Raw genomic sequence first — 13160 nt, forward strand, 5'->3', positions numbered from 1 at the left:
CAAGGCCCCGGAGCGATCCGGGGCCTTTTTCTTTCGGGACTTGCCCGCGTCACGCCAGCGGCAGGTGGATGTCGGTCAGAAGCTCTGATGGCGCCACGTCGCGCGGATTGTTGAGGTATTCTTCGAACATGACAGCATCGCGCAGCTGGTGGCCCGATTTCGGCAGCCATTCGGCGTAGAGCCACTGATAGGCCTTGTGCATTTCGGCATAGGGACCCTTGTGGCGCAGCACAGCATAGGCGCCGCCTGAGATTGCCTGACGTTCGAGCGGTGCCGCTGTGGGCGTCGACGCATCGGTGCTGACGCAGGCAACTGAACGCAAGCTGTCTTCGACGACGATATCGGGATCGTCAAGATAGACGCCGATCATGCGCATGTCGGGCCGCGCCTGGCCGCGGGCATAGAGCGTGCCGAACAGTTGCTCGAATGCCTTGCCGATCTGCAGGTAGGAGCCCTGGTGGGGGACGCCGACGAGGCTGATATCGGGAATGTTGCGGATCTGAACGTCGAACATGTGGGAAGCCTTTCCTCTGTGGGTTTCGAAGAGCTTGTGGCTTCCCTCCCTCCGGTAGCGCGCCGGCGGCATGCCGTAGACGGCCTTGAAGATACGGTTGAACGACTGGACGTTGGGATAGCCAGACCGCTTCGCAATCTCAGCGACACTCAGATCCGTCCCGACGATGTCACCTGCGGCGCGGTGAAGCCTGAGGCGCTTAACCGTCGCGGCAAGCGTCTCGCCGTAAATGGCGCGGTAGATCCGATGCCAGTGATAGCTCGACATGCAGGCGATTTCGGCCAGGCGGTCCATATCCAGCTCCTCGTCGAGATGCGCGTGGATATGAGCCGAAACCCTTCTCAGGCGGGTTTCATAGACCGCCCATGCCGTTTCACCGTTCATGCCAAACCTCATGCAAATCGATCGGCTGGACAGAACCATAGCCCGATTTGACAAATCCTGCTGACTTCGAGCTTGCCCTTCAAGCAAACTTTGGCCGCTGCGGATGGCCGCCAGGGATTGAACGCGATAGAAGGCTTGGGACTGCGACGCGACCATTTTCGGGGAACAGCCGATGCTGCATCATGTCGAAATCTATGTTTCGAACCTGGATGTCTCACATGCCTTCTGGGCCTCTCTTCTGGCACAGGTCGGGTATGAGGAAAGTGGCCGGTGGGGCGACGGGTTCACACTCGCGCATGAGGACGACGCCTACCTGACTTTCGTGCAGGTTGGCGAAAAACACGCCCATCGACACTATCACCGGTCCAGCGTTGGCCTCAATCATCTGGCATTTCGCGTGAAGGATAGGGAGACCGTCGACAGGCTCAGGCATTTCTGCCGGGAAAACGGCGTTACCAGCCTCTATGACGAGCGCTATCCCTTCGCCAACGGCGGACGCGACTACTACGCGCTGTTCATCGAGGATCCGGATCGGATCAAAGTCGAGTTCGTGGCCGCCTCGGCGGACTAACCAGCACTTACGCCCGTTGGCTGCGCTACGAGATATCGAAAGCGAAAAAGGCAGGAGCCAAAGCCCCCGCCTCTCAATTCCAGAAACTGATATCGGCTCAGCCGGCCATCGCCTGGGCAACGGCCTCGACCGCCTCGTCGGCCTTGGTCGCGTCGGGGCCACCGGCCTGAGCCATGTCGGGGCGGCCGCCGCCGCCCTTGCCGCCAAGGGCAGCGGATGCGACGCGCACCAGATCGACGGCGCTCAGGCGCCCGACGAGGTCAGCCGTGACAGCCACGACGGCGCTGGCCTTGCCATCTTCGGACACGCCGATCAGTGCCACCACGCCCGAACCCAGGCCGGCCTTGCTTTCGTCTGCAAGCCCCTTGAGGTCCTTGGGATCGACGCCGGAGACGACCTTGCCGAGGTACTTCACGCCGGCAATCTCGCGCACGGCATCGACTGAGCCGCCCTGCCCGCCACCCATGGCGAGCCTCTTGCGCGCCTCGGTGAGCTCGCGTTCGAGCTTCTTGCGTTCCTCGACAAGCGCTTCGACCCGCACCAGCACGTCGGCTGGCGCAACCTTGAGCGATGAGGCAACGGCCTTCAGGCGGCGGTCCTGTTCGTCGAGGTGACGGCGAGCCGCCTCGCCGGTCAGCGCTTCGATACGGCGGACGCCGGCGGCAACAGCGCTGTCGGCGACGATGCGCACCAGGCCGATGTCGCCGGTGGCCGTGACGTGCGTGCCACCGCAGAGCTCGACCGAATAAGGCCGGTTGGCCTTGGCCCCGTGCAGGCCGGTGCCCATCGACACAACGCGGACCTCATCGCCGTACTTTTCGCCGAACAGCGCCATGGCGCCCTCGGCAATGGCGTCGTCGACGCTCATCAGGCGCGTCGTGACAGGGCTGTTCTGGATCACGATCTCGTTCGACATACGCTCGACCTGCTCGAGTTCGTCGGCGGAAATCGGTTTGTTGTGCGAGATATCGAAACGCAGGCGCTCGGGGGCGACCAGCGAGCCCTTCTGCGCGACATGGGTGCCGAGCACTTCGCGCAGCGCCTCGTGGATGAGGTGGGTTGCCGAATGGTTCGAACGCAGGCGCGTGCGCCTGTTATGGTCGACCTTCAGCTCGACGACAGCACCGGTCTTGAGCTTGCCACTGGTCACCTTGCCGTAGTGGACGAACAGGCCGTCGACCTTCTTTTGCGTGTCGGTCACCTCGATGACGAAACCTTCACCCGACATCGTGCCAGTGTCGCCCATCTGGCCACCCGATTCACCGTAGAACGGCGTCTGGTTGACGATGACGGCAACGCTTTCGCCTTCTGCGGCGCTGGCGACCTCGGCACCGTCCTTGACCAGCGCCTGGATCACGCCTTCGGCCTGCTCGGTCTCGTAGCCGAGGAATTCGGTGGCGCCGTTCCTGTCCTTGACGCCGAACCAGACCGTTTCGGTCGCCGCATCGCCGGAGCCGGACCAGTTGGCACGGGCTTCGGCCTTCTGGCGCGCCATCGCTGCGTTGAACGTTTCGAGATCGACCGAAATGTTGCGCTGGCGCAGCGCATCCTGGGTCAGGTCGAGCGGGAAGCCATAGGTGTCGTACAATTTGAACGCGGTTTCGCCGTCGAGGCGGTCGCCGCTGCCCAGCGTTTCTGTGGCGTCGGCGAGCAAGCCGAGGCCGCGCGCCAGCGTCTTGCGAAAGCGGGTTTCTTCCAGCTTGAGCGTCTCGGTGATGAGCGCTTCGCCGCGTCCGAGCTCCGGATAGGCCTGCGCCATCTCGCGCACCAGTGCCGGCACCAGCTTCCACATCAACGGCTCTTGGGCGCCAAGCAACTGCGCATGACGCATGGCGCGACGCATGATGCGGCGCAACACGTAGCCGCGGCCTTCATTCGACGGCAGCACGCCATCGGCAACGAGGAAGCAGGACGAGCGCAGGTGGTCGGCTATCACGCGGTAGGACGCGACATTGCTGGCATCCGGTCCACGGCCGATCGCCGACGATGCGGCGTCGATGAGATGGCGGAACAGGTCGGTCTCGAACACGGTCTCGACCCCTTGCAGGATCGAGGCCATGCGCTCGAGGCCCATGCCGGTGTCGATCGACGGACGTGGCAGGTCGATGCGCTCTTCCTTCGTCACCTGCTCGTATTGCATGAAGACGAGGTTCCAGAACTCGAGGAAGCGGTCGCCATCTTCCTCGGGGCTGCCGGGAGGCCCGCCCCAGATATGCTCGCCACGGTCGATGAAGATCTCCGAGCACGGACCGCACGGACCGGTATCGCCCATCGCCCAGAAATTGTCCGAGGTGGCGATGCGGATGATACGGTCGTCGGAGAAGCCGGCGATCTTCTTCCAGTGGTCGGCCGCCTCGTCGTCGGTGTGATAAACAGTGACGAGCAGCTTGTCCTTGTTCAGCCCGTATTCCTTGGTGATCAGGTTCCAGGCGAGTTCGATCGCCTGTTCTTTGAAATAGTCACCGAAGGAGAAATTTCCGAGCATCTCGAAGAAGGTGAGATGGCGGGCCGTGTAGCCGACATTGTCGAGATCGTTGTGCTTGCCGCCGGCGCGAACGCTCTTCTGCGCCGTCGTGGCGCGCGAATAGGAACGCGTCTCAAGGCCGGTGAAGACGTTCTTGAACTGCACCATGCCGGCATTGGTGAACATCAAGGTCGGGTCGTTGCGTGGCACGAGCGGACTTGAGGCCACCACCTCGTGCCCGTTCTTCTTGAAATAGTCGAGAAATGTCGACCGGATCTCGTTCACGCCACTCATATTGCCGCCTTTGATCGCCGCCCTGAACAGATGCACCCCGCCCCTTGCAGGCGGAAATTGGAACTGGCCTTTTAGCGGCCCACCTTAACCCTGTCCAGAAACACCGGATCGGCAAAAGCCCGCAATTCCGCCTTCCCGACCATCGAAGCCGTCATCATAAACGCAAACCGCCGGCACAAAGGCCGGCGGTCGCTGGGATTGTCTGTCTTTGGCGCTGGTCAGAACCTGGGTTACCAGCCCCGAGTGCTGTTACATCGCCTCAGCTTCGTCTTCGCTGTCATCCTCACGTGAGCCGTTTTCGAGGAATTTCTCGGCGATCAGCCCGGCATTTTGCCTGAGCAGCGCCTCGATCTCGCGCGCCGCATCGGGGTTGTTGCGCAGGAACAGCTTGGCGTTTTCACGTCCCTGCCCCAGACGCTGCGAATTGTAGGAGAACCAGGCGCCCGACTTCTCGACCACGCCAGCCTTGACGCCGAGGTCGACGAGTTCGCCGGTCTTGGAAACGCCTTCGCCGTACATGATGTCGAACTCGACCTGCTTGAAGGGCGGAGCCAGCTTGTTCTTGACCACCTTGACGCGGGTCTGGTTGCCGACGACCTCGTCGCGGTCCTTGACCGAGCCGATGCGGCGGATGTCGAGGCGAACCGAGGCGTAGAACTTGAGCGCGTTGCCACCCGTCGTCGTTTCGGGCGAACCGTACATGACGCCGATCTTCATGCGGATCTGGTTGATGAAGATGACCATGGTGTTGGAGCGCGAGATCGATGCAGTCAGCTTGCGCAGCGCCTGGCTCATCAAACGCGCCTGCAGGCCAGGCAGCGACTCGCCCATCTCGCCTTCGATTTCGGCGCGCGGCGTCAACGCCGCCACCGAGTCGACGACCAGAACGTCGATGGCGCCGGAGCGTACCAGCGTGTCACAGATTTCAAGCGCCTGTTCGCCGGTGTCGGGCTGCGAGATCAGTAGATTCTCCAGATCGACGCCGAGCTTGCGGGCATAGACCGGATCGAGCGCGTGTTCGGCATCAACGAAAGCGCAGATGCCGCCCTTCTTCTGCGCTTCAGCGACAGTGTGAAGAGCCAGCGTCGTCTTGCCCGAGCTTTCAGGCCCGTAGATTTCAACGATGCGCCCACGTGGCAGGCCGCCGACGCCGAGCGCAATGTCGAGACCGAGCGAGCCGGTGGAGACGGTCGCGATCTCGACAACCTGCTCATTGGCGCCGAGGCGCATGATCGAGCCCTTGCCGAAGGCGCGTTCGATCTGCGACAGCGCCGCGTCCAGAGCCTTAGATTTGTCCACCGAATTTTCCTCTACAAGCCGCAATGAATTTTGAGCCATGATACATCACCCCGTGGTCATCAATGAAGGCCGGTCTATCCGATGCCGATATAAATTTGTACTTGTTTTGTTCACTTTTGGCAAGAGCACTCAAGCCATTGAGATCATTTCATATTCCTTACCACGTTCTTTTTTTGTTTTCAGGTGACGCGTGATCCGATGCCGCATGGGACCGGCAGCCAGCCGGCCAGCAAAGCTCGTCATCGCGAATCGCGGGCAGTTGCCGCCCTTCGCCCAGAACACTAAGTTCGCCGCCTCAAACGCCCACCGGACAGCCTCAGCATGAAGTCTCCCAAAATCCTCGCCGTCGGCGGCGCCCATGTCGACCGGCGCGGGCGCATGACCGCGCCCTTCGTGCCGGGCGCCTCCATACCAGGCGCGATGAGCGAAGAGGTCGGCGGCGGGGTGTTCAACGCGCTGCGTGGTGCGGTGCGGCGAGGTGCAGGGGGCTCACTGATGTCGGTGCGCGGCGGCGATGCGGCCGGCGAGGCCGTTGCGGCGGAGATTCTGGCCAATGGCATCACCGACCTGTCGGCGGTGTTTCTCGACCGCGCCACACCGAGCTACACAGCACTGCTCGACCGCGATGGCGATGTGGTCGCGGCCCTTGCCGACATGGGGCTGTACGAGCTGGCATTTCCCAAGCAGATGCGCCGCGCCAAGCTTCGGGAAGCAATCGGTACGGTGGATGCCGTGCTTTGTGATGCCAACCTGCCCGAGGCCGCACTCTGGCGCCTGGCAGAAGTCGCACGACCGACGCCGTTGTTTGCCATCGCGATTTCGCCGGCCAAGGCGGTCCGTCTGCGGCCGATCCTCGACCGGTTGTCTTGCCTGTTCATGAACCGGCGCGAAGCAGCGGTGCTCGCTGGCACCGGTGCCGATGCAGAGCCTGCCGCGATCATGAATGGATTGCGCTCAGCCGGCCTTCAGCGCAGCGTTATCACCGCTGGCGGCAGCGCGGTGTTTGCCTATGACCGCGAGCGCCTTTCGATCATCGCGCCGCCTGCGCCCCGGCAGGTCGTGGATGTCACCGGCGCGGGCGATGCGCTGGCCGGTGCGACGACGGTGGCACTGCTGCGCGGCCTGCCACTCGATGCCGCACTCAGGCAAGGCATTGCCGCAGCGATATTGGCCATCGAGAGCGCTTCAGCCGTGCCCGAGCTCGACCAAACAGCCTTCGACGCGGTGCTGGCCCTTGTGCCGCAAGCATCGGAAATGGCATGACGCGGCCCAAGGAGATCAACATGACGCCAGAGACCGCCCGCCCCTTCATCGACATCCACGCCCCTGTTGCCGCGGCATTGGCCGCCGGCAAGCCGGTCGTGGCGCTCGAAAGCACCATCATCACTCATGGCATGCCTTATCCCGACAACAGCGCGATGGCAGCCAATGTCGAGAAGATCATCATCGATGGCGGTGCGGTGCCGGCGACTATCGCGGTCGTCAACGGGCGCATCAAGATCGGTCTGTCCGACGGCGAACGCGAGTCGCTGGCCATGACCAGCGGCGCCATGAAGCTGTCGCGCGCCGACATCGCCTTTGCGGTTGCCGAAGGCCGCACCGGCGGCACCACGGTTGCCGCAACGATGATCGCGGCCCATCTGGTCGGCATCAAGGTTTTCGCCACCGGCGGCATTGGTGGCGTCCACAAGGGGGCTGAAAAGTCATTCGACATCTCCGCCGATCTCGACGAGTTGTCGCGCACGCCCGTCATCGTGGTTTCGGCCGGCGCCAAGGCCATCCTCGACATCGAAAAGACGCTGGAAGTGCTGGAGACCCGCGGCGTGCCGGTCGTGGCCTACGGCTCCGACATCGTGCCGGCGTTCTGGTCGCGCAAGTCGCCTTATGCGGCACCGCTGAGGCTCGATACGGCGGACAAGATCGCCCGCCTCTACCAGACGCGCGCAGCACTCGGCCTCGACGGTGGCCTGCTGGTCGCCAACCCGGTGCCGGAAAGCGACGAAATCCCGACCGAAAAGATGGCCGGCTACATCGAAGCGGCTCAAAAAGCGGCCGAAGCCCAGAACATCTCGGGCAAGGCGGTGACCCCGTTCCTGCTGGCCAAGATCCTGGAACTGACCAACGGCGCCAGCCTCAAGACCAACATCGCGCTGGTTGAGAACAATGCCCGCCTCGCGGCCAAGGTGGCGATCGCCCTGGCCAAGGCGTGAACCGCCTTCGCGAGACGCATCAATATTAGCATTACATAATATACATTCCAGACAGGCAGGCTTAAGCTGCGGCGGGGCCAGCCTGTCCGGGGTTGCCCGGCGGCATCACCGGAGTTGCATGATGTCCGGCGCTGACGGACGTTGCCGATACGCGAGGGTAATGCCATTCGCACGCTGTTGCGCGACGGCCCTGCTCGCGCTTCCGGCATGTTCCCTCGCCACCCCGGCATCGGCGCACCAGGCGGCCTCAGGCTGGACATATCCGCCGGCCTGCTGCCATGGCGACGCCCAGCACGGTGAGTGCCAGGCCATTCCCGAAAGGGCGGTGAAGGAGAATGGTGGCGGCTGGTCGATCGTGCTGGAACCCGGCGACCACCGCAAGGTGACGCACCGCAATCGCTATTTCGTACCCTATGGTTCGGAAATCCGCTCGGGCGACGGCAACTATCACATCTGCCTGCATCCGACGGAAGAACACGAGAACTGCTTCTTCGTGCCGCCAGATGCGATATAGGACTACTTCTTGCTGCGCAGTGCCGCATCGAACGCCTTGCGCGCCCACACGGCCATTTCTTCCGGATCGTCGACAGCGCGTTCGGGGACTGTCCAATAAGGCATGTTGACTGGCCTGCCACCGGCATCGGTCCAGCGCGTCGCGCCCGCCGCCTCGAAATCGGGCGCACTCACAGCATCGGCCTTGAGCAGGATCTCACCACGCACCTCGACGGCGACGATCTGGCCATGGTGGTAGATGCCCTTGCCGCCGAACATCTTGCGGATGGTAACCTCACCAAGGCCGGAGAAGGTCTCGCGGATGGCTTCGTCGCTCATGATGGGACGCCGCTGGATCAGGCCTGCGCGCGGGCTTCGGCCAGCGCCTTGAGGTCGGCAGGTTTCAGTTCGACCGATTCGCCGCAGCCACAGGCCGAACTCTGGTTCGGATTGGAGAAGGTGAAGCCGGTGCGCAGCGTCGTGGTTTCAAAATCCATCTGGGTGCCGAAAAGGAACAAAGCCGCCTCCGGCGCGACATAGACATGGGCGCCGTCGCGCTCGATGTGGTCATCCTTGAGGTTCGGCTCGGTCACCAGATCGACGGTGTACTCCATGCCGGCGCAGCCGCCCTTCTTGATACCGAGGCGGATGCCGTGCGCATTCTCGCGCGTGGCCATGATCTCGCGCACGCGCTCGGCGGCCCTGTCGGTCATCGTGATGACGGCGAAACGTCCCATTTGTCTTCCTGCTCCAGTCCTTGCAGGTTCAAGGCCTGCCGGATGATTCACCATCAAGATGGTGAAATGTTACGCCGGATGCAAGGCACCCAGTTCTACAGCCTGACAAGCTGCACGTTATCAGAATAGCTTCCGAAGTGCGCTGCGAACTCCATCACCGCATCCACGGTCTCGTTATGGTGTTCCGTGGTCACGACAAAGCGGCTCGCGTCGGAACCGTCTCCAAGCACGAGACCATCGATCAGGTCTTCAACCTCACGCGCATTCTCGCCCACGATCGATATCAACGAGACCCCGTCGAGGAGGCATTGTTCGACAAATGGGCCGATAGCGTCCGGATCACTCACCAGCAAATGCAAAATGATCTTGGGCGCATAGGTCATTGCCAGATCTTCGCTTTCGGCAATTGCGCCTCAATACCAGCCCACCGCGACCTGTGCCTCTTCCGACATGCGGTCAGGCGTCCAGGGCGGATCGAAGGTCATGGTAACCTCGACGCCCGACACGCCTTCGACAGCGCCGACAGCGTTCTGCACCCAGCCGGGCATTTCGCCGGCGACGGGGCAGCCCGGTGCAGTCAGCGTCATGTCGATCTTGACGGTGCGGTCGTCTTCGATGTCGATCTTGTAGATCAGGCCGAGTTCGTAGATGTCGGCGGGAATTTCCGGGTCGTAGACCGTCTTCAGCGCCGAGACGATGTCGTCGGTCATCCGCGCCAGATCGTCAGCGGGAATGGCCGAGGCCGAAACGACACCCTTGCCCGCCGTTTCCGGCGCGGTGTCGTCAACTGTGGCGGCGATAGCGTCTTCCATGGTGCTCACCCGAAGAATTTACGCGCTTTTTCAAGCGCTTCGGCCAGGACGTCAATCTCGGCCTTGGTATTGTACATGCCGAACGACGCCCTGCATGTGGAGGTTACGCCGAAGCGTTTCAACAGCGGCTGGGCGCAGTGCGTGCCGGCGCGCACCGCGACGCCCTGGCGGTCGATGACCATCGACACGTCGTGGGCGTGGATGCCCTGCAGCTCGAAGGAAACGATGGCGCCCTTGCCGGGCGCGTCGCCGAAGATGCGCAACGAGTTGATCGCCTGCAGCCGCTCATGGGCATAGTCGCGCAGCATCGCTTCATGGGCGGCGATGCGCTCGCGGCCGATACTGTCCATGTAGTCGAGCGCGGCACCGAGGCCGATCGCCTGGACGATCGGCGGCGTGCCGGCCTCAAAGCGGTGAGGTGGATCATTGTAGGTGACGTTGTCCTCGGTCACCTCAACGATCATCTCGCCACCGCCCTGGAAAGGCCGCATGCGTTCCAGCATCTCGCGCTTGCCGTAAAGCACGCCGATGCCCGAGGGACCGTAGACCTTGTGGCCGGTCAGGACGAAGAAGTCGCAATCGAGATCCTGCACGTCGATGGGCATGTGGACAGCGCTCTGGCTGCCGTCGACCAGCACAGGAATGCCGCGCGCATGGGCGATGCGGCAGATCTCCTTGATCGGCGTCACGGTGCCGAGCGCGTTCGACATCTGGGTGATGGCGACAAGCTTGGTGCGGTCGGTGAGGCACTTCTCAAAGTCCTCGATGTGGAAGGCGCCGAGATCGTCGACCGGCACCCAGACCAGCTTGGCGCCCTGGCGCTCGCGGATGAAATGCCACGGCACGATGTTGGAGTGGTGCTCCATGATCGACAGCACGATCTCGTCGCCCTCGCCGATATTCGGCATGCCGAAGCCATAGGCGACGGTGTTGATCGCCGATGTCGTGTTCGAGGTGAAGACGATCTGCTCGACGCTTGGGGCATTGAGGAAGCGGCGAACGCTTTCGCGGGCCTTTTCATAGGCGTCGGTCGCCGCATTGGAGAGGAAATGCAGGCCGCGATGAACGTTGGCGTATTCGTTGGCATAAGCGTTGGAGATCGCGTCGATGACGACCTGCGGCTTCTGCGCCGAAGCACCATTGTCGAGATAGACCAGCGGCTTGCCGTAAACTTCGCGCGACAGGATGGGAAAGTCGCGGCGGATCGCCTCGACGTCGTAGGTTTCGACCTTCTGATCCATCAACAAATTCCCATGCCTCCATTCGCCCGTCGGCAGCTTCCCCCCGCGGGCGGGGAGAAGGATCTGGTCATGCGTGCGTCGCAAACCAGCTGTTCAACAGTTCCTCGAGCGGTTCGACGACCGTTTCGTCCTCGAGCTCCTCGATGACCTCTGCCAGGAAAGCCCTGACAAGGAGACTGCGAGCTGACTTTTCATCGATGCCACGCGCCATCAGATAGAACAGATGGTTGCGGTCGATCTCGGTGACCGTCGCGCCGTGACCACAGGCCACGTCGTCGGCGAAGATTTCAAGCTCGGGCTTGGTCGAGAACTCGCCATCGTCGGACAGCAGCAGCGTGTTGCAGGCCATGCGGGCGTCGGTCTTCTGCGCCACCTGATGGACATTGATGCGGCCCTGGAACACGCCCTTGGCGCGGCCGGTGACGACGTTGCGCACCACTTCCGTCGACGAGGTGTGCGGCACGGTATGGTCGAGCACCATGGTGACGTCGACATGGCTGTCGCCGGCAAGCAGATTGACGCCGCGCAACTTGAAATCGGCACCCTCTCCGGATGCCTTGACGATGACTTCCTGGCGCACGAGCTTGCCGCCGGCATTCATCACGAACAGCGTCAGCCTGGCGTTCTTGCCGAGTTCGGCCTTGAACTGGGCAAGATGGGTCGCCGTCTCCGGCTGGTCCTGAACGATGAGCCAGAGCACTTCGGCGTCGTCGCCGAGCAGCAACTGGCTGACCGAACTGACGAGGCCAGCGCCTTCACCGGTCTGGCGTTCGACGATGGTCGCCTTGGCACCAGCGCCAACACGAACTGGCAGACGGACATGGACTTGGCCACCGGCCTGGATGTTCTGCAGTTCGATCGGCTTTTCAACCTGGGCGCCGTCTTCGATGTCGACGAAATAGCCGTCGGCGACAAAGGCGGTGTTCAGCGCGCCGACTGCGTCATCGCTGCCATAAGTGACCAGTGCCGGCGCATAGCTGCCATCGACAAGCTTGTCGCCGAGGCGCTGGAACGTCACGCCATCTACGGATGGCGTTGCCGCCGACACGCCATTGACGATCGACAGCAGGGTCGAACCTTCAAGCAGCGGTGCAATCGCCTTGCCCGCTGCGCTGGCGTCGAAGGCCGGCACGGAGGCGAGAAGGCGACGCAGGTCGGTGTAGTGCCAGGAACTCGACGCGGCGGGTCGGCAGGCCAGCCTTGATCTGCTCGATCGCATTGTCGCGCTTGACCATGACGGCGCCGTCGCCGGGCAGGAGCGAAAGCCGCTCGCCGAAGGCGTCGACAATCGCCGCCTCCGCCGGGGTCCGCTGGATTTCAGCACGCATGTTCATGACCGACACCTCAAGCCGCCTCTTCGATGATCCCGGCGTAGCCGTTCTCTTCGAGTTCGAGCGCCAGCGACTTGTCGCCCGACTTGATGACCTGGCCCTTGTAGAGCACGTGCACCGTGTCCGGCACGATGTGATCGAGCAGGCGCTGATAGTGTGTGATGACGATGATGGCGCGGTCAGGCGAACGCAGTGCATTGACGCCGTCGGAAACGATCTTGAGCGCGTCGATGTCGAGGCCGGAGTTCGGTCTCGTCGAGCACGCACAGCTTCGGCTCCAGGAGCTTCATCTGCAGGATTTCGGCGCGCTTCTTTTCACCGCCTGAGAAGCCTACATTGACCGGGCGCTTGAGCATGTTGAAGTCCATCTCGAGCGTGCCGGCGGCATCTTTCACGCGCTTGATGAAATCAGGAATCTTGAGCGGCTCCTCGCCGCGCGCCTTGCGCTGCGAATTCATCGCAACCTTGAGGAACTCCATGGTGGCAACGCCGGGTATCTCCATCGGATACTGGAACGCCAGGAACAGGCCCTTGGCGGCACGCTCGGCCGGATCCATCTCCAGGATCGACTCGCCGTTGTAGAGGATGTCGCCCTCGGTCACCTCGTAGTCGTCGCGACCGGCAAGGATGTAGGACAGCGTCGACTTGCCCGAGCCGTTGGGGCCCATGATGGCGGCGACTTCGCCAGCCTTCACCGTCAGGTTCAGGCCACGGATGATTTCGGTGCCGCTCTCGGCGATACGGGCATGCAGATTCTTGATCTCAAGCATTTTCTTCAGCTTTCTTCACTTCTGGCGCCGAGGCGGGCGGC

The 13160-nt window shown here is 62.6% G+C and carries 12 protein-coding genes and 2 pseudogenes; 4 read left to right on the forward strand and 10 right to left on the reverse strand.

What is annotated here, in order from left to right; translation table 11 throughout:
* Positions 1-49: 49 nt before the first annotated feature.
* Positions 50-898 carry a GyrI-like domain-containing protein gene (locus tag ACHMW7_RS19685; RefSeq protein WP_395447208.1) on the reverse strand — a complete coding sequence of 283 codons (849 nt, stop codon included), beginning with the start codon at positions 896-898 and terminating at the stop codon, positions 50-52.
* Positions 899-1070: 172 nt separating this feature from the next.
* Between ACHMW7_RS19685 and ACHMW7_RS19690 the strand changes: the two genes are divergently transcribed.
* Positions 1071-1469: a VOC family protein gene (locus tag ACHMW7_RS19690; protein WP_395447209.1), complete on the forward strand. Its 399-nt coding sequence runs from the start codon at positions 1071-1073 to the stop codon at positions 1467-1469.
* 97 nt (positions 1470-1566) lie between these two features.
* On the opposite strand, the gene alaS is transcribed toward ACHMW7_RS19690, so the two are convergent.
* Both alaS and recA read right to left on the reverse strand, forming a co-directional pair.
* Positions 1567-4227, reverse strand: a complete 2661-nt coding sequence (alaS, locus tag ACHMW7_RS19695) for an alanine--tRNA ligase (RefSeq protein WP_395447210.1) — start codon at positions 4225-4227, stop codon at positions 1567-1569.
* A 249-nt stretch (positions 4228-4476) separates the two neighbouring features.
* Complete coding sequence (gene recA / locus ACHMW7_RS19700) at positions 4477-5565, reverse strand: recombinase RecA (RefSeq protein WP_395447211.1); 1089 nt, start codon at positions 5563-5565, stop codon at positions 4477-4479.
* A 282-nt stretch (positions 5566-5847) separates the two neighbouring features.
* On the opposite strand from recA, the gene ACHMW7_RS19705 reads away from it, so the two are divergent.
* The 3 genes from ACHMW7_RS19705 to ACHMW7_RS19715 all read left to right on the forward strand — a co-directional run bounded on the left by ACHMW7_RS19705 (position 5848) and on the right by ACHMW7_RS19715 (position 8250).
* A complete protein-coding gene (locus ACHMW7_RS19705; protein ID WP_395447212.1) occupies positions 5848-6789 on the forward strand; it encodes a carbohydrate kinase family protein in 942 nt (313 codons plus the stop codon).
* Positions 6790-6809: 20 nt separating this feature from the next.
* The gene (locus ACHMW7_RS19710) at positions 6810-7736 is read left to right on the forward strand and encodes a pseudouridine-5'-phosphate glycosidase (RefSeq protein WP_395451374.1); all 927 of its coding nucleotides are present in this window, start codon (positions 6810-6812) and stop codon (positions 7734-7736) included.
* A 160-nt stretch (positions 7737-7896) separates the two neighbouring features.
* Positions 7897-8250: a hypothetical protein gene (locus ACHMW7_RS19715; protein ID WP_395447213.1), complete on the forward strand. Its 354-nt coding sequence runs from the start codon at positions 7897-7899 to the stop codon at positions 8248-8250.
* A gap of 2 nt (positions 8251-8252) precedes the next feature.
* On the opposite strand, the gene ACHMW7_RS19720 is transcribed toward ACHMW7_RS19715, so the two are convergent.
* The 7 genes and pseudogenes from ACHMW7_RS19720 to sufC all read right to left on the reverse strand — a co-directional run bounded on the left by ACHMW7_RS19720 (position 8253) and on the right by sufC (position 13119).
* Positions 8253-8567, reverse strand: coding sequence for a TfoX/Sxy family protein (locus ACHMW7_RS19720; protein WP_395447214.1), 315 nt, complete (start codon positions 8565-8567; stop codon positions 8253-8255).
* 17 nt (positions 8568-8584) lie between these two features.
* Entirely contained in the window at positions 8585-8965 is a 381-nt protein-coding gene (gene sufA, locus ACHMW7_RS19725) for a Fe-S cluster assembly scaffold SufA (RefSeq protein ID WP_395447215.1), read from the reverse strand.
* A 95-nt stretch (positions 8966-9060) separates the two neighbouring features.
* Entirely contained in the window at positions 9061-9348 is a 288-nt protein-coding gene (locus ACHMW7_RS19730) for a hypothetical protein (RefSeq protein WP_395447216.1), read from the reverse strand.
* Positions 9349-9378: 30 nt separating this feature from the next.
* A complete protein-coding gene (locus ACHMW7_RS19735) occupies positions 9379-9777 on the reverse strand; it encodes an SUF system Fe-S cluster assembly protein (RefSeq protein WP_395447217.1) in 399 nt (132 codons plus the stop codon).
* Between the two features lie 5 nt (positions 9778-9782).
* On the reverse strand, positions 9783-11018 hold the full coding sequence (locus ACHMW7_RS19740; RefSeq protein WP_395447218.1) for a cysteine desulfurase: 1236 nt from the start codon (positions 11016-11018) through the stop codon (positions 9783-9785).
* Between the two features lie 67 nt (positions 11019-11085).
* Positions 11086-12352 (reverse strand): annotated as a pseudogene (sufD, locus tag ACHMW7_RS19745) (Fe-S cluster assembly protein SufD).
* A 10-nt stretch (positions 12353-12362) separates the two neighbouring features.
* Positions 12363-13119: pseudogene (gene sufC, locus ACHMW7_RS19750) on the reverse strand (Fe-S cluster assembly ATPase SufC).
* Positions 13120-13160 lie beyond the last annotated feature (41 nt).

Source organism: Aminobacter sp. UC22_36 (genome assembly GCF_044056035.1).
Taxonomy (GTDB): domain Bacteria; phylum Pseudomonadota; class Alphaproteobacteria; order Rhizobiales; family Rhizobiaceae; genus Aminobacter.